This window comes from Haloarcula sp. H-hyl2 (assembly GCF_056934385.1).
This window is the reverse complement of record NZ_JBRIIJ010000007.1, coordinates 62,750-77,623: the sequence shown is the minus strand read 5'-3', so window position 1 is coordinate 77,623 and position 14,874 is coordinate 62,750. Positions and strand designations below refer to the sequence as shown.

At 63.4% G+C, this 14,874-nt stretch carries 15 protein-coding genes; 11 read left to right on the top strand and 4 right to left on the bottom strand.

Annotated elements, in window-relative coordinates; all coding sequences use genetic code 11:
* Positions 1-337 precede the first annotated feature (337 nt).
* Genes Hhyl2_RS21770 through Hhyl2_RS21760 form a run of 3 tightly spaced genes read left to right on the top strand, consistent with a single transcriptional unit; the run spans position 338 to position 2,496 of the window.
* Entirely contained in the window at positions 338-1,531 is a 1,194-nt protein-coding gene (locus tag Hhyl2_RS21770) for an MBL fold metallo-hydrolase (protein ID WP_483552884.1), read from the top strand.
* A gap of 6 nt (positions 1,532-1,537) precedes the next feature.
* A complete protein-coding gene (locus Hhyl2_RS21765; RefSeq protein ID WP_483552883.1) occupies positions 1,538-2,029 on the top strand; it encodes a YeeE/YedE family protein in 492 nt (163 codons plus the stop codon).
* Positions 2,029-2,496 (top strand): YeeE/YedE family protein, encoded by a 468-nt coding sequence (locus tag Hhyl2_RS21760; protein WP_483552882.1) that lies wholly within the window; start codon positions 2,029-2,031, stop codon positions 2,494-2,496. The genes Hhyl2_RS21765 and Hhyl2_RS21760 overlap by 1 nt, the downstream gene beginning before the upstream one ends.
* 116 nt (positions 2,497-2,612) lie before the next feature.
* Here Hhyl2_RS21760 and Hhyl2_RS21755 read toward each other — a convergent pair whose 3' ends face one another.
* Complete coding sequence (locus tag Hhyl2_RS21755; RefSeq protein WP_483552881.1) at positions 2,613-3,455, bottom strand: universal stress protein; 843 nt, start codon at positions 3,453-3,455, stop codon at positions 2,613-2,615.
* Between the two features lie 378 nt (positions 3,456-3,833).
* Between Hhyl2_RS21755 and Hhyl2_RS21750 the strand changes: the two genes are divergently transcribed.
* The 8 genes from Hhyl2_RS21750 to Hhyl2_RS21715 all read left to right on the top strand — a co-directional run bounded on the left by Hhyl2_RS21750 (position 3,834) and on the right by Hhyl2_RS21715 (position 11,446).
* A complete protein-coding gene (locus Hhyl2_RS21750) occupies positions 3,834-3,995 on the top strand; it encodes a DUF7512 family protein (RefSeq protein WP_483552880.1) in 162 nt (53 codons plus the stop codon).
* 3 nt (positions 3,996-3,998) lie between these two features.
* A complete protein-coding gene (locus Hhyl2_RS21745; RefSeq protein WP_483552879.1) occupies positions 3,999-5,027 on the top strand; it encodes a sulfite exporter TauE/SafE family protein in 1,029 nt (342 codons plus the stop codon).
* 74 nt (positions 5,028-5,101) lie between these two features.
* Complete coding sequence (locus Hhyl2_RS21740) at positions 5,102-5,506, top strand: helix-turn-helix domain-containing protein (RefSeq protein ID WP_483552878.1); 405 nt, start codon at positions 5,102-5,104, stop codon at positions 5,504-5,506.
* A gap of 125 nt (positions 5,507-5,631) precedes the next feature.
* Positions 5,632-5,988: a thioredoxin gene (gene trxA, locus Hhyl2_RS21735; protein WP_483552877.1), complete on the top strand. Its 357-nt coding sequence runs from the start codon at positions 5,632-5,634 to the stop codon at positions 5,986-5,988.
* Positions 5,989-7,014, top strand: a complete 1,026-nt coding sequence (locus tag Hhyl2_RS21730; RefSeq protein WP_483552876.1) for an NAD(P)/FAD-dependent oxidoreductase — start codon at positions 5,989-5,991, stop codon at positions 7,012-7,014.
* Positions 7,015-7,300: 286 nt separating this feature from the next.
* Entirely contained in the window at positions 7,301-8,116 is an 816-nt protein-coding gene (locus Hhyl2_RS21725; protein ID WP_483552875.1) for an ABC transporter ATP-binding protein, read from the top strand.
* The gene (locus Hhyl2_RS21720; protein WP_483552874.1) at positions 8,113-10,542 is read left to right on the top strand and encodes a lysostaphin resistance A-like protein; all 2,430 of its coding nucleotides are present in this window, start codon (positions 8,113-8,115) and stop codon (positions 10,540-10,542) included. The genes Hhyl2_RS21725 and Hhyl2_RS21720 overlap by 4 nt, the downstream gene beginning before the upstream one ends.
* 10 nt (positions 10,543-10,552) lie before the next feature.
* Entirely contained in the window at positions 10,553-11,446 is an 894-nt protein-coding gene (locus Hhyl2_RS21715; protein ID WP_483552873.1) for a CPBP family glutamic-type intramembrane protease, read from the top strand.
* A 37-nt stretch (positions 11,447-11,483) separates the two neighbouring features.
* Here Hhyl2_RS21715 and Hhyl2_RS21710 read toward each other — a convergent pair whose 3' ends face one another.
* The 3 genes from Hhyl2_RS21710 to Hhyl2_RS21700 all read right to left on the bottom strand — a co-directional run bounded on the left by Hhyl2_RS21710 (position 11,484) and on the right by Hhyl2_RS21700 (position 14,794).
* Positions 11,484-12,161 (bottom strand): CPBP family intramembrane glutamic endopeptidase, encoded by a 678-nt coding sequence (locus tag Hhyl2_RS21710; protein ID WP_483552872.1) that lies wholly within the window; start codon positions 12,159-12,161, stop codon positions 11,484-11,486.
* 450 nt (positions 12,162-12,611) lie between these two features.
* On the bottom strand, positions 12,612-13,736 hold the full coding sequence (locus Hhyl2_RS21705; RefSeq protein ID WP_483552871.1) for a lysostaphin resistance A-like protein: 1,125 nt from the start codon (positions 13,734-13,736) through the stop codon (positions 12,612-12,614).
* A 167-nt stretch (positions 13,737-13,903) separates the two neighbouring features.
* Positions 13,904-14,794: a CPBP family glutamic-type intramembrane protease gene (locus tag Hhyl2_RS21700; RefSeq protein WP_483552870.1), complete on the bottom strand. Its 891-nt coding sequence runs from the start codon at positions 14,792-14,794 to the stop codon at positions 13,904-13,906.
* Positions 14,795-14,874: the final 80 nt, after the last annotated feature.

Below are 14,874 nucleotides of genomic sequence, written 5' to 3'. Positions count from 1 at the left end.
ATCCTCGATATCTAGCTGGCTTTCTCATCTCGCTCGTCGGTCTCCCCGTCGTTTTGGTCCTATCCCCGATTTGAGATATCGTAGCCATCGAAACTCACTGCAGACCAGATCTCCCGACAGCAATACGATCAGTGTGTAGATCGTTTCGATTATCAAAGACTATTGCATTATACGAGCACTACTCAGATGAGTTCGGGAATAGGGATATCCAGAATTAGCAGTTCTTGAGCCCCACTATCCGATTCAATATCGGAAGCCACACCAGTAGTATTGCAGACTAAAGAGAATTCTATACAAACTCTTTTATATCTCAACACTGTAGCAGTGGATGCACTACATGAACGCTGAAGACTTCCCGACCCCGGATGCAGAAGTCGAATCGGTCACACCCGCTACGCTGAAATCACGCATCGACGACGGAGAAGCTGTCACCATCCTCGACGCGCGAATGTCAGGTGACTATGAAGAATGGCACATCGACGGAGAGACTGTCGAATCGTTCAACGTCCCGTACTTCCACTTCCTGGACGAGGAACTGGATTCGGAGATCGTCGCAGACGTTCCAGAAGACCAAGAGGTCACGGTCCTCTGTGCGAAAGGCGGTGCGAGCGAGTACGTCGCAGGCACGCTCGCCGAGCGTGGCTACGATGTCCACCATCTCGAAGACGGAATGAACGGGTGGGCCCGCATCTACGACGCTGTCGAGGTCACCGACTACGATGGTGCTGGAACGCTGCTGCAGTACCAGCGGCCCTCCTCGGGCTGTCTCGGGTATCTGGTCTACGACGACGGCGAAGCAGCCGTCATCGACCCACTCCGCGCGTTCACCGATCGCTATCTCGACGACGCAGACGAACTGGGCGTCGACCTGAAATACGCGTTCGATACACACATCCACGCGGACCACGTCTCCGGCGTGCGTGACCTCGACGCAGCAGGTGTCGAGGGCGTCATCCCCGCCGCTGCTGTGGATCGGGGTGTCACCTATGCTGACGAACTGACGACTGCCCAGGACGGTGACGAGTTCCACGTCGGTGACGCGACTATCGAGACGGTCGCGACGCCCGGCCACACGACCGGGATGACCTCGTATCTCGTGGACGACAGCCTGCTCGCCACTGGTGACGGGCTGTTCGTCGAGAGCGTCGCACGACCGGACCTCGAAGAGGGCGACGAGGGGGCTCCCGAGGCTGCCCGGATGCTCTACGAGTCCCTGCAGGAGCGCGTGCTGACTCTCCCCGACGACACGCTCGTCGGCGGCGCACACTTCAGCGACGCGGCCGTCCCTGCCCACGACGGAACCTATACTGCTCCGATCGGGCAACTCGTCGAAGAGATGGCGGCGCTCACGATGGACGAGGACGACTTCGTAGAGCTGATCCTCTCGGATATGCCGCCGCGGCCGGCCAACTACGAGGATATCATCGCGACGAACCTCGGACAGAAAACCGTCGACGACGACGCGGCGTTCACACTAGAACTTGGGCCGAACAACTGCGCGGCGAGCCAGGAATCGCTCGCGGGTGACTAAGCGTCGATGGTAGTCGACCCACTCCCGCTGCAACTGGGTGCCGAGTTGTTCCCCAACGGAATCACCCGATACGCCATCGGCGGGCTCTTCGTCGGCCTCGGTGCGGCGGTCATCTACGTGGGAACCGGTATCAGTGCCGGCGCGAGTACCTTCCTCGAATCGACACTGTCGTACGTCTCCGGGCAATCACGGTTCCAGCAGTACGTCGCCTCACGGGACTGGCGTCTCGTGTTCACACTTGGTATCGTCCTCGGGGCTGCAGTGTACGCGGTGATCTATCAAGGCGGTACGTGGACGACGGACGTCTCCTGGTGGCGGCTGTTGGTCGGTGGGCTCTTCGTCGGTATCGGAACACGCGTCGGGAAGGGCTGTACCTCGGGCCACGGCGTCTGTGGCGTGGGGTCAGCCTCGAAAACGTCACTGGCGGGCGTGCTCGCCTTCCTGCTGGTCGCGATACTGACGGCACAGGTCGTCGCCGCACTGGGGGTGACACCCTGATGGCGTCGAGTGACCGCCACCCACTGTTCATCCCGCTCGTCCTGGTCGGCGGGATGATCTTCGGGTTCGGGCTCGGCTACAGCCACATGGCCCGTCCCGAGGTGGTGCTGGACTTCCTCCAGTTCGAGGATTTCGGCCTGTTGTTCGTGATGTTCGGTGGTGCGGCCGTGACGGGAGTCGTGTTCTTCGTCATGCCGCGCGTGCTGGACCGGGCGCCGTTGACTGGCAGCCGGTTCGAACGCCGGCTGAAGCCCTTCGACCGGAACGTGCTGATCGGCGGCGCGATATTCGGCGTCGGCTGGGGGCTCTCCGGAATCTGTCCAGGTGCCGCCTACGCCAGCCTCGGCATCGGTAACGTGACCATACTCTGGGCGCTGACGGGGATGTTCCTCGGCGCGTACCTACAGGGCTGGTGGCGAAGCCGGGCAGCCGACGGCGTCGACGCTGCGCCCACGGGAGCGGACTGACTCCCACCCCGATTCGGCCACGATCGAAGTTCAGTTCTGCACGTCCGGCCGTTCGCTCTCGTATTCCCCGTCGAACCCGATTGGCGAGACCGCCAGGCGTGCTCTGACCGCCAGTATCAGGCTGTTCTGGGCGGCGGGACGAGGTAGACGTTCCCCTGCGCGCGGGCGACGATCGTCTCAGAGACGCTTCCGAGTAACAGCCGACGCATCCGACTCTGGCCACGAGAGCCGACGAGCGTCGTCGTCGGCGTTACGGCCGTCTCGACGTCGAGGATCTCTTCGGCGGGGTCACCACGACGCACCTCGACAGCTGTTTCGATGTCCCACTGTGTCAGCGTGTCCGCGAGCGCTTCCAGCCGGTCGGACGGATCCTCGTCGTCTATCGCCGGATCCTTCGGTGATTCGACGTGGACGAGCGTCGCCTCCTGGGTCGCGTGGCGGAGATACTGGAACGCGTCGAAAGCGCGCTCAGCGTTCTCGGAGAAGTCCGTCGCATAGAGCACCCGCTGGAACAGATGCTCCCTGAGTAGATCCGGTTCGTCGGTACTGCGCTCGATGCGATTGACCAGCAGCGGCACCACGGTGGTCCGCGCGAGATTCCGGGCAGTGGAGCCGATGAAGCGGTTGTCGAGCGGACTCTGTCCCCGGGACCCGATAATCGTCAAGTCGGCTTTCTCCGCCTCCGCGATACCGTTGATGCGTCGAAAGGGCGTCCCTCGGACGACGTGGGCCTCCGTGTCGAACCCAGCGTTCTCCATGACGTTCCGGTACCGTCTGAGATCCTGTTCGCGCCGCTTGCTGAAGTTCATTCCAGGCATCCCCGCGTGAACGTTCGATGGAACGACCGTGACAAGATGGATTGTGTCGACACCGATGCGGTGGAGACATTCGAGACAGGTTTCGTTCTGGATCGCCGCCTCGCTCGCCGCCGAGAGGTCTGTCGCATAGATTGCCCTCATGTTCGACGGTACGCAGCCGATCATTAATATTGTTTCTTTTGAGCAATATAGTCGGGGAGAATAGATTTTGAGGAAGGGGATATCGCACGTCTTCTGGTCGATCCCTGGAACTATCTCGGAGTGGAATTCTTCCAGGAAAACGGTATGGAAGTGGTGCGCGAGGCTTAATTACATCCTGAATTCGGGTTTTCGAACTGCCGCAGATGGAACCCGATATCCGTATAACGTATACAGATATCTCCGTGGGATAGTCGTGTGATACTCTGCAGTAATATTGTATAGAATATCCAAAACCGTTATCAGTGCCACCCGGTTACGGTGAGACGAGCAGAAACGTATGATGTACACACGACAGCACAATTTCGGAGGCGGGTATCGATGGTAGACCTCACAGCCTTTGCGTCCACGAGCGGGGAGGGCATCGACGCAGCGATGCTCATCGGCGCGGTACTCTTAGAGGCCACCCTCCTCTACGTCGGGTACGGTGCGCTCGAAGAGGCGCTCGGACAGCGCGTCGTCACGCGGTTACGGGGAGAGTGACAGATGGAGATACTGGGACTCAGTCTGGCGATGGTCGTGCTGTTCGTCGGGTTCGGTCTGCTGATCGGCGTCCTCTTCGGATTCTTCGGGATGGGGGGGTCGTTCCTTGTCACGCCAGCACTGCTGGTGATGGGATACCCCACCCGGGTCGCCGTCGGGAGCGGACTCGCGTTCGTGTTCGGAACCTCGGTCATCGCGACGCTGAAACACCGAGACATGGGGCAGGTCGATTACAAACTGGGCGTGCTGATGATCGCGGGGACGACCGCCGGCATCGAAGTCGGGAAAGAGATAGTCCTCCACCTCGAGACGCTCGGGATGGCTGGCAGCATCATCAGCGTCACGTACGTCGTCCTGCTGGGCGGAATCGGTGCGTTCGTCACATACGAGGCGCTGCGCGGTGGTGATAGCGATGGTGGAATCGACCACGACGCAGCAGACGCCGACGTCGACGCCGGCGATATCCCCGACATTGCCAGGAAGATTCAGTCGTACCGTGTCCCGCCGATGATCTCGCTCCGTGGGGGCGTCAGCGTCTCGCTGTGGATGATACTGGGAGTTGCGTTCGTCACCGGACTCCTCTCCGGGTTCCTCGGCGTCGGCGGCGGGTTCATCCGCATGCCTGCGTTGTTCTACCTCATCGGAGTTCCGGTCCCCATCGCCGTCGGGACCGACCTCTTCGAGATCGTCTTCTCGGGCGGGCTGGGAAGCTTCCTGTACGCACTCGACGGCGGTGTCGACCTCTCCATCGTCCTCCCACTGTTGGCGGGGAGTGCGTTCGGCGCCAGAGTGGGATCGGCCGCGACCAGCATCGTCGACGAGGAGGATATCAAGGTGTACTTCGGCCTGATGTTGCTCGGTGGCGCCCTGGCCGTCGCTGTCCGTGAGGTCGGCAACGTCTACGGTATCGACGTGCTGAATACGGTCAGCCTGATCCTCATCCTCGGCTCCGCGTTGTTGGTCAGCGGGGCCGTCGTCTACAGCAGTGTAACTGCGCTCCGCGAAGACGGTCAGTCGTCCTCACCTGCGTGAGGCGGGTGCCAGACACTATTGTCTAAATCACACAAAACTTTTTACCGGCAGAACACCACTGTACAGATATATCAATGCCAGACTCGATGCGCGAGCAACTACAACAGGAGATGAAGTGCGAAGGACTACTGGAGTGTTTTCACGGCCTCAAAGAACTCGACAAGGAGTGCTTCCGGGCCCTCGTCACTGCCGGAGAGCCACTCACTGTCGACGAGCTAGCTGAAGCCGTCGATAGAGAACGCTCGACCGCCTACCGGGCGGTACAGCGCCTGCTCGAGACGGACTTCATCCAGAAAGAACAGATCAACTACGACCAGGGTGGCTATTACCACGTCTACCGGCCGACTGATTCCTCGGAGATCACGGGACAGATGCAGCGTATTCTCAATGACTGGTACGCCAAGATGGGACAGCTCATCCAGGAGTTCGAGACGAAGTACGGAGACGAGACCGAGTCGCCACTGCAGATCCAGAGCTAACGCTACTATCTCCTCGACCGGTATCTCGCTGTCGCCGGATTCTCATCTACACATCCGATTGGCGGAGATAGTAATGCATAGAACACCCACAACTATTAAACACTCGTAGTCCGTAGCAGACGATGATGACAGCTGATACTGAGGCGGACGCAGATGCGGAGTCGCCGACACGACCAATCACAGTTGACGACCCGTCGGATCTGGACGACCTCGTCGCGTCCCACGAGGTCGTCCTCGTGGACTTCTACGCCGACTGGTGTGGGCCATGCAAGATGCTCGAACCGATCGTCGAGCGACTGGCCGAGGAAACCGGCGCAACCGTCGCGAAAGTCGACGTCGACGTACACCAGCAACTGGCAAGCGCCTATGGTGTCCGTGGGGTTCCGACACTGATCCTGTTTGCCGACGGTGCGCAGGTCGAAGAGGTCGTCGGCGTCCAGCCCGAAGACCAGCTGCGGTCCCTCGTGGGGTCGTACACGTAGATGAGCGAGCCATACGACCTCGTCATCGCAGGGTCTGGCGTGGCCGGACTGTCTGCTGCGGTGTACGCCGCTCGTGCGGACCTCGCACCGCTCGTGCTCGAAGGCGACGAGCCCGGCGGACAGCTGACCCTGACGACTGACGTCGGGAACTACCTGGGCTTTCCCGACGGTATCGGCGGGATGGAACTGGTCCAGCGTGGGAAAGAACAAGCCAGACGGTTCGGTGCGACGTTCGACCACGGTCGTATCGAGTCTGCCACGCTCGACAGCGATCCTATCGAACTGTCACTCACCTCCGGTGAGACGATACAGACGCAGGCACTCGTTGTGGCGACCGGCGCGAGCGCTCGCTGGGTCGGTGCGGAGAACGAAGAAGAGTTGATGGGCTACGGGCTCTCGACGTGTGCCACCTGCGATGGGGCATTCCACCGGGGACACGATGTTCTGGTGGTCGGCGGCGGGGATTCTGCGATGGAGGAAGCGCTGTTCCTGGCGAAGTTCGCCGACTCCGTTACGATCGTCCACCGGCGCGAAGAGCTTCGCGCATCGGATATCATGGCTCGACGCGCACGCGATCACGATGCTATCAGTTTCCGCTGGAACACAGAACTGACGACCATCCACGGCTCGCAGGCGGACGGTGTGACGGGCGCGACGCTCATCTCCCACCCCGACGGGCATCCCACAGAACGAATAGCTGACGGAGACGATGTCCAGCGCGAGGTCGTCGATATCCAGGGCGTCTTCTACGCTATCGGTCATACGCCAAACACAGAGTTCTTGACCGACACCGCAATCGAACTCGACGCGGCGGGGTACGTCCAGACCAAAACGGATGCAGCAGGTCGGATGACGGCCGAGACTGGTGTCGACGGCGTCTTTGCTGCTGGCGATGTCGCAGATCCTACGTATCGCCAGGCCATAACGGCTGCCGGCACCGGAAGTATGGCAGCACTCGATGCGGAGGCGTTCCTCGATGCACGAACCTCGGAGCGGGCAATCGAACCCGATCAATTAATTCAGTGAGCATGATCGCAAATACAGCAGGTGGGCGTCCGGACCATCGGCCGGCGGCACGGGAGCGCTCTGCCGACCTGCCGAACGCAACTCCGTCCGTCAGCCGCAAGGTCGGCCACACGCTCAATCTCGAACGCCCGGACGCGTAGACTGCTGTCACCCGCGAGTTCGGTGCCGCTCGTCGTTCGGACACCGTCGATCAATTCGGTGATGGGTTCTGACTCTGACGACAATCGCTTCTCGGTTGGTGACAATTCGGTTCAAATTTTATAGTCCTGCTGACGTATCCGAAGACATGACGACTGACCCTCCAGTAGACCGTGGTGACCGATACGGGGGTGAGACGGTTCCCCTGGCGATCGACGCAGAGGGGCTGACAAAGCGGTTCGGCGACCACGTGGCGGTCGACCACCTCGACCTCGCGATTCCACTGGGGAGCGTCTACGGCTTCCTCGGGCCGAACGGGGCCGGCAAGACGACGACGATGCGGATGCTGACGACGCTGCTGCCGCCCTCGGAGGGGGCCGCGACTATCATGGGCACCCCCCTTGCCGACCGCGAACAGGTCACCCGTCACCTCGGGTACCTGCCGGAGACACCACCGCTCTACGAAGAACTCACCGGCCGTGAACAACTGTCGTACGTCGCGTTCCTGCACGATATCGCGGACGACACCGCAGACGACCGGATCGATGCGTTACTGGCGCGGCTGGATATGGTCGACGACGCGGACCGTCCGATCTCGACGTACTCCAAGGGAATGCGACAGAAAATCGGCCTGATCCAGGCGTTGCTCCACGAACCCGCGATTCTCTTTCTTGACGAACCGACCAGCGGCCTCGACCCGCGGGCCGCACGGACGGTGCTGGACGTCATCCAGGACCTGGTCGACGAGGAGACGACCGTATTCCTCTCGACACACATCCTGTCGGTCGTCGACGAACTCGCAGACACCATCGGCGTCCTCCACGAGGGACGACTGGTCGCCGAGGGCTCACCGGCCGATCTCAAGCGCCGAGCCGAGACAGGTGAAGAGCGCACGCTCGAACAGGCGTTCCTCGAGGTGACGGCCGACCACGAAGAAGAGGAAGCGGCCGAGGCACCCACATGAGTGCGCTCGGACACGACCTCCGGCACGGGCTCGGCATCGCACGCGTCGAACTCCGGCGGTCGCTGCGAACGTCTTTCGGGACCCGCAAGCGACAGTTGACGGTCGTCGGGTTCCTCGCGCTGTTCGCTCCGATACTCGTCTTCTGGGGCCGCATCGCGCACTCGGCCGGACGGGACGCCGCGAGTCAGGGAGGTTTCCCGCTCGACGTCCTCGGGATTCAGCTCACATTGCTCGTCGTCGTGTTCGTCGTGATGGGGGCGATTCGTGTCGTCCAGCAGGGACGGCCCGACGGCGACAGCCTCCTGCTGACGGCCACAACGCCGCGGGCCGTCCTCCTCGGAACGACCATCCACACGACGATCCAGCTCGTGGGGTTCGTCTTGTTCCCGACGCTGTTGTTCGCGGGTGGGTTCGCCATCGGAGCCGGGATGCCCGCGATACTCCTGACAGCTGTGCTGGCCGTGGTTCCGCTGTTCACGGCCATCTCGATACTCGGGACCGTTGTCGGGCAGCTAGTCGTTTTGGGACTGTTGCAAAGTCGACGCCTCCGGTCTGTCAGCCGGGCCTTCGGACTCGTCCTGTTGCTCGCGCTGATGGGACTGAGTTATGCTGCGATGGCACCGGTAATGGGTGCGACCGAACCGCTCGAACCCCTGTCGGTGATCGCGCTCCCTGCGACCGAGTATCTCGCGTTCGTCTTCCTCGGGAGTTCGTTCGGCCCAACACTCGACACGGGATCTGTGCTCGTCGGCGCAGCCGTTTTGGCGAGTATTCCCGCGTGCTTCGCCGTCGCGACCCGACTCGCGCCGCGACTCTGGTTCGCCGACGCCACGCCGACGGGACTATTGCAACGAGACACTGTGACGAACCCTGCTAGCATGGCGACCCCCGAGGCGGGCGCCACCCACCGGCCCGAACGGCCGTTTCCGCCACGTGCTGGGCCGCGTCCGCTGTCGGTCGCACTCGGCCTCTGGGTGCGCTGGCTGCGGCTTCCCGTGCGGTTCACCGCGCTGTTCCCGCTGGTCATCGTCGTCGCCGCTGCGGTGTTCGGTACTCTCAACGACCCGGAATCGCTACCGGTGGTCGTCGGCGGTGTGCTCGTCTTCGCCGGCGTCTACGTCTCCGGTGCGATCTTCGGGTTGAACCCGCTCGGTGAAGCGGGTGAGATGCGCACCGTCGAATTCCTCTCTCCGACCGTACCCCGGACGCTCGTGCTGGGCCACGTGAGCGCCGGTCTCATCGCCGGAGCGCCCCTGGCAATCGCCGGCGCCATCGTCCTTGGCATCACAGCGGGCGTCCCCATCCCGACGATCGTCGTCGGGGCGACACTCGCCACCGTTGTGACCGTCACGGGTGCCAGCGTCGCGGTCGGCATCGGATCGCTGCTCCCGTCGACGGACACCGACCGGACCTACCGGGGCTACGAGGTGGCGACACCGAGTCAGTGGGCGCTGATCGCGTACATGGTCGCGGCCGTGCTGCTGGTGGCCCTCGCTGCGATCGGAGCGCTGCTCGTCCTGCTCTCCAGTGACCCTGGTACCGCCTCACCACTCTTTGTCGGTGGCGCCGCAGTCGTGGCGCTCGGTCTCCTGGCCGTCGGCTATGCCGGTTATCGCGTCGCAATCGATCGGTTCGCTTCGCCGCCGTCCAGGGGCGGAACTGATGACACCGGGGACACTCGGTCGGCCGGAGGAGACAGCGACGATTCGGCCGCTCCGGGCTCGCTTCGGGCGTCGTCTCTCACGCGCACCCAGCAGGTTAGGGGCCTCGTCCTCCTCGGGGCATTCGTCGTCCTCCGTGCAGTGCTCGCCCGTGCCTGGGACCGGTACTTCCCCGGTGGCTACAGCACGGACCGGGTCTTCCTCGCGTTCCTAGGCGGGATCTTCCTGCTGCTCTCGGTCGGGCTGGTCTACCTCGGGTTCACTCGCTGGGTGGGTGTCGACCTCCGCGCGTGGTGGGTCGACCGGGGCCGGTTCCGCGGGGACCTGCTCTGGGGAGTCGCCGGGATCGTTCTGGTGCTCGTCGCCACGCTCGGCGGCACCCTCGCGCTCACCGCGCTGTTCCCCGGACTCGCACCCGTTGGAGCGGCCGGCGCGGACCCATCCCCGACCGTTGCGACGGAGGCCGGGACAGGGCTCGCGGTGAACCTGTTGCTCGGGTGGTTCTTCGGGTTCGCAATCGCCGCCTTCCAGGAGGAGACGCTGTTCCGTGGGTTCCTCCAGGGCCTCCTGCAGGATCGGTACGGACGGCTCGTCGCGATCGTGGGCCAGGCGGCCGTCTTCGCGCTCGCCCACCTCGGATACTACCCCGTCTCGGCCTGGCCGCTCCTCCTCGTCGTGTTCCTCGTCGGTATCGTTACCGGCTGGCTCGTCGACCGCCGCGGGACCCTCCTCGCCGCAGGCATCGCGCACGGATTCGTCGGGTGAATTCGAGGTCATGACTACCGAGCCACGTCCGCACGGCGACTCGGCGACCGAGGGAGACACAGGGGCCGACGGTGACGCCGTGCGGGCCTTCGCGTTCTTCGTCGGGGGGACACTCGCGTTCTCGTGGGGCCTCTGGGCGCTCCTGTTCGTGGGCTTCGTCCCGTCGTCGGCGCTGGGTATTCTCGCCAGAGTCGGCGGGTTCGGCCCGCTCGTCGGCGCGCTCGTCGCACTCTCCGCGACTGGACGGAGCAGCCGCGAGTGGGCCCGCTCGAACCTCCGGATCCGGACCCCTGCACGGTGGTTCGGTTGGGCGCTCGTCCTGCCGCCGGTGTTCATCGGTCTCGCCGGTCTCGTTCACGTCGTCGTCTTCGGCGCGAGCATCGATCTCGACGCGATCAACCCGCTGTGGTTCTATCCCATCGCGGTCGTCGTCGTATTCTTCGTCGGCGGTGGCCAGGAGGAACTTGGCTGGCGAGGGTTCGCACTCCCCGCGCTCCAGCAGCGTTTCTCGGCGGTAGTCGCCAGTATCGGTGTCGGCCTCGTCTGGACGCTCTGGCACGCACCCCTCTTTTTCCTCCCCGGGAGTGCGCAGAGCGAGCTGCCACTGGTGCCGTACGTCGTCGCCTTGCTGTTCACGTCGATCGTTCTCACGTGGCTCTACAACTCCTCGGGGAGTGTGCTCGTCCCGATGCTGTACCACGGTGGTATCAACCCGATCGCCGCCTACTTCCCGACCGGCGGGGTCGAGGCGGTCGGCACCGTCACGGGCTACGGGTCCTATACCCTGGTTCTCGTCGCCGCCGGTAGCGTCCTCCTCGGCGTCTACGGTCCCCGACAGCTGTCGAACTCGCCGCGAGTGACACTCCCGACACCGCCAGATACGAAGTCCCAGCAGGACAGTTGACGCCTCGGACTATCGTCGGGCGGGAATGTCACCGACGTTACCAATATCGACACGGAGGACCACTTCGGCTTCGCGCTTCAGTACGGGACCAGGGACACAGTGGATCACCAGTCGTGATTTGTTCATCAGCGAGGAAGCGATCGTGTGCCACACACGCTGCGATGCCAAACAGCGCGGCGACGATTCCGACGACGCCAAAGGAAGAGAGCACGAGTTCACTCCGCCCCGTCAGGAACACCGACGTGAAGACACCAAGGACGAACGATCCATGAAAAAACGTCGCGGCGAGTACCGACTGGGCCCGGACAGTCAGGTAGGTGTAGATCGGCGACAACGCCACGGTCGCGAGAGTCATCGTGACGACGCCGACCACTGGGTCGCCCGGGAACTGGAGTCCGAGCAAGACGAGTGGGGTATGCCAGATACCCCAGACGACGCCCGTCCAGAGCGACAGTCTCCAGAATCCGAGCGGCGCCAACTCCGTGAGCAACAGCCCCCGCCAGCCGAGTTCTTCACCGAAGGCGGCGAGCGCGAAGAGCGTTGCCCCGAGAACGAGTCCCAGACCGGTCAAGAGAACGGCTACCGGCACGCCGGTCGCCGCCAGTGCTGCGATCGTCGCACCGGCTTCTCTCTCTGTGAAACCGAGTTCGAGCAAGAACACTGAATAGTCGATCGTAAACGTCGTGCCCGGGAGCGTGAGACCGACACCGATCATCGCGGCGGTTAGCCCACCCGGTGCGACCCAAGCGAGGATAATCCACCGAATATGCCCTCGGTACAGTCCGGTTCGCTTCTGAATGGCTGCTCGGCGACCCCGGAGGAGTATGACCGTCGCGATGGCAGGGGAACCCATGAAGAGAATAGAGCCAAGGCCCTGTCCGGTACTACGTCCGAGATCGACACCGATCAAATGGAGCACGGTCAGACCACCCCACGAGATGGCGAACGCGAGGACGAGGAACTCCGATACCACTCGGATGTCTACCGAGGCGTGTCGCTCCATCCTTTCTGACCTGTAGCTATGTCCGCTCAGTGGAATAATGGCCAGGTATCTCAGGCGGAGTAGGGAACGACTACCACACCACTGTTGTGGACAGACGGCTTCTGTATTCCGGACACCGTACTGTCGTCCGTAGAGAGGCGCAACAGAGTCATCGCAACGATGTTACCCGTACACGAGGACGGCGAGTCCGAGGACGCTCGCGAGGTTGACGGTCGCGTGGACGACCGTACTCGCGGTCGTTCCCCATCGGTCCCGGACGTACCCGAGAACAACCGCGAGCAGTAGGACTGACGGGACCCGGGCGAGCGACGCGTCGAGCACCGCGTGTTTGGCTGTGAACAGCAGCGCAGTGACGGTGATACCCAGGACTCTCCCCTGTGCCTCGACCAGTGCCGACTGGACGACGCCACGCCAGGCCAGTTCCTCCGCCACCGGCGCAACGATGCCGTGAGCGATCGCGAACAGCAGGAGTACCCACACCCCTGCTTCGAGGTCGGCAAGCAGGAAGCCGAAGGTAGCGATTGCTGCGTCTGCGCCGCCGACAGCCACGACGATGCGTCCGGTACCCTGCACGGCGACGGCGGTCACGATACCCAGACCGAGTCCCAGGCCCACGGTCCGGCCGGTCGTCCGGTACCCCCAATCGTCCCGACCCATGCCGACGCGGCGAGCGTACCGGTCCGCGAATAGTGCGGCCATCGGGAAGCCGACGACCGTCGCGACGAGACTGCCGGCGAACGTGTTGTCGAGGGTTGTCCCCACCGTCGACGCGAGACCCAGTCCGAACAGGAGTTCGATCGCTGTCCAGCCACCAGCCACGGCCAGCCCGGCGCGAGCAAGTGCTGAGAGCTGCGGCGGTGACAGCCTGCGGGCGACGTAAGGACGAGCGCCGATCCAGCCACCCCCGAGCGCGCCGCCGAGAGCGACGGTAGCGCCCACGGGGCCGAACAGCAATGGATACGATATCGGATTCCCCTGTGCGAGAAAGAGCAGACCGCGGAGGAAGAGGAACATACCGGTGAGTCCGCCTGCGACGAGTGCCGGCCAGGGCCACTGCTCGGGATAACGAACGCCCAGTGCGATCCCGGTCGGGAACGCGACGACGCCGACGGCACCGATAGTTCCGACATCGACGGTCGAATCAACGAGGACGCTCGTCACGCTCGCAGCTGCGACGATCGTGACGACGATGCAGACGACACCTGCGGCGAGTCCCGTACCGACGAGGCGAATAGGGCTGCTGACAGCACTGCCTGAGTCGACCTCACTTCGTCGCTCGGGTCCCATCGGCGGTCACAGTCGCCGCTACGGCCACCTCTTTCAAAAACCCCTTACGCGAATTCGACGAAGCGGAAGCGCGGTCGTGTGCCGGCGGTCGCCGCTCGAACCGGTCGGTGAAGTATGATGAAAGTCAGGGATTTCGAACCACTCCTCTGGGCCGGTAGTCAGCTGAACTACTCCGACTCCGTCGCTCTCGGTGCGTCTCCCGCCTCCCCGTCTCGCCTCGTATCGGTGACGGGTACCGCGAGATCCAATCCACCGTCCGGGAGCGGATTCGGGGACAGCCGGTCGGTATCGTATCGCCAGATCAGCACTGCGACGACCGTCCAGACGACGGCGAGCAACGCGACCTGCGAAGCCACCTCGTCACCGATGACGCCGCCAGCCGTGGTCACCGATACGGCGTTCGAGAGCGTATGGAAGACGATGGCGACGAGCGTCCGGCCTCCCGCCGCGTTGTAGAGCCACGTCGTGATGACGCTGATCCCGACGACGGCAGCGGCGTACAGCGCGAACGGTGTCCCGGCCTGGGAACTCCCTGGCAGCAGGAACAGGGGAACGTGCCAGAGTGCCCAGACGATGCCGATGACGAGACTCGCCTGGAACGCCCCGACCCGTCGCTGGAGGACCGGAAGGGCGAGTCCACGCCAGCCAGGTTCCTCCAGTCCACCGCGGACGAGCGTCGCGAACGCGATGGCCGGGATCGCCGCGGCTGGCAGGACGCCAGCACGGTCGAACCCGCCGCCGAAGACGACGAACACTACGAGCGCGCCGACGTAGAGGACGACCGGGACCAGAACTGCGGCGACCCAGACGGCAAGTGGCGCCCGCACGTCGACGAGGGTCCCCAGCCACGAGCGGATGTCGCCACCTGCAGCGGCGACGAGGATAGCTGCGAGGAAGGGACCGAATCCCCCGAGCAGGATGAGCGGTGTCACGAACGACGAGCGCCCGGTCCGGAGGTCGAGAGCGACGACCCCCCACGGTATCCACGTCAGGACGAACGTGAGGAGGACGAACACAGCGAAGCGGTGTCGGCGGACGAAGGGGCGCACAGATACCATTGCTGGTCACAGATGAGTGTTCGACTCAATATCATTTAATAGTAGACGACGGCTCTCGCCGGACGGGAACGGGAGTTCGG

Bases quoted from the DNA above. Each gene is read 5' to 3' on its own strand.
- Hhyl2_RS21770 (WP_483552884.1), top strand. From the start codon at position 338: ATGAACGCTGAAGACTTCCCGACCCCGGATGCAGAAGTCGAATCGGTC.
- Hhyl2_RS21765 (WP_483552883.1), top strand. From the start codon at position 1,538: ATGGTAGTCGACCCACTCCCGCTGCAACTGGGTGCCGAGTTGTTCCCC.
- Hhyl2_RS21760 (WP_483552882.1), top strand. From the start codon at position 2,029: ATGGCGTCGAGTGACCGCCACCCACTGTTCATCCCGCTCGTCCTGGTC.
- Hhyl2_RS21755 (WP_483552881.1), bottom strand. From the start codon at position 3,455: ATGAGGGCAATCTATGCGACAGACCTCTCGGCGGCGAGCGAGGCGGCG.
- Hhyl2_RS21750 (WP_483552880.1), top strand. From the start codon at position 3,834: ATGGTAGACCTCACAGCCTTTGCGTCCACGAGCGGGGAGGGCATCGAC.
- Hhyl2_RS21745 (WP_483552879.1), top strand. From the start codon at position 3,999: ATGGAGATACTGGGACTCAGTCTGGCGATGGTCGTGCTGTTCGTCGGG.
- Hhyl2_RS21740 (WP_483552878.1), top strand. From the start codon at position 5,102: ATGCCAGACTCGATGCGCGAGCAACTACAACAGGAGATGAAGTGCGAA.
- trxA (WP_483552877.1), top strand. From the start codon at position 5,632: ATGACAGCTGATACTGAGGCGGACGCAGATGCGGAGTCGCCGACACGA.
- Hhyl2_RS21730 (WP_483552876.1), top strand. From the start codon at position 5,989: ATGAGCGAGCCATACGACCTCGTCATCGCAGGGTCTGGCGTGGCCGGA.
- Hhyl2_RS21725 (WP_483552875.1), top strand. From the start codon at position 7,301: ATGACGACTGACCCTCCAGTAGACCGTGGTGACCGATACGGGGGTGAG.
- Hhyl2_RS21720 (WP_483552874.1), top strand. From the start codon at position 8,113: ATGAGTGCGCTCGGACACGACCTCCGGCACGGGCTCGGCATCGCACGC.
- Hhyl2_RS21715 (WP_483552873.1), top strand. From the start codon at position 10,553: ATGACTACCGAGCCACGTCCGCACGGCGACTCGGCGACCGAGGGAGAC.
- Hhyl2_RS21710 (WP_483552872.1), bottom strand. From the start codon at position 12,161: ATGATCGGTGTCGGTCTCACGCTCCCGGGCACGACGTTTACGATCGAC.
- Hhyl2_RS21705 (WP_483552871.1), bottom strand. From the start codon at position 13,736: ATGGGACCCGAGCGACGAAGTGAGGTCGACTCAGGCAGTGCTGTCAGC.
- Hhyl2_RS21700 (WP_483552870.1), bottom strand. From the start codon at position 14,794: ATGGTATCTGTGCGCCCCTTCGTCCGCCGACACCGCTTCGCTGTGTTC.